Origin of the sequence: Chryseosolibacter histidinae (assembly GCF_018598225.1) — a bacterium.
Classification (GTDB): Bacteria; Bacteroidota; Bacteroidia; order Cytophagales; family Cyclobacteriaceae; genus Chryseosolibacter; species Chryseosolibacter histidini.
In genome coordinates, this window is record NZ_JAHESF010000113.1 from 1 (window position 1) to 242 (window position 242).

Below are 242 nucleotides of genomic sequence, written 5' to 3' on the forward strand. Positions count from 1 at the left end.
GGATGTACGCGCGGATCCACCAGGCGGCGTACGAGGAGAGCTTGACGCCGCGGTACGGGTCGTAGCGCTTCACGGCCTGCCTCAGGCCGATGTTCCCCTCCTGGATGAGGTCCATGATGTTCTTGTAGGCGCGCCGGTACTCGTACGCGAGCTTGACCACGAGCCGCAGGTTCGCCGTCACGAGCCGCGCGGCGGTCGCGACGTCCTGCGTCTTCGAGTACTTGACCGTCAGCTCCTTCTCC

General features: G+C 65.7%; 1 protein-coding gene. It reads right to left on the bottom strand.

Going from position 1 to position 242, the window contains the following annotated elements; genetic code table 11:
- Window positions 1-242: sigma-70 family RNA polymerase sigma factor (locus tag KK083_RS32870; protein WP_254170308.1), on the bottom strand; the 242-nt coding region annotated here is incomplete at both ends.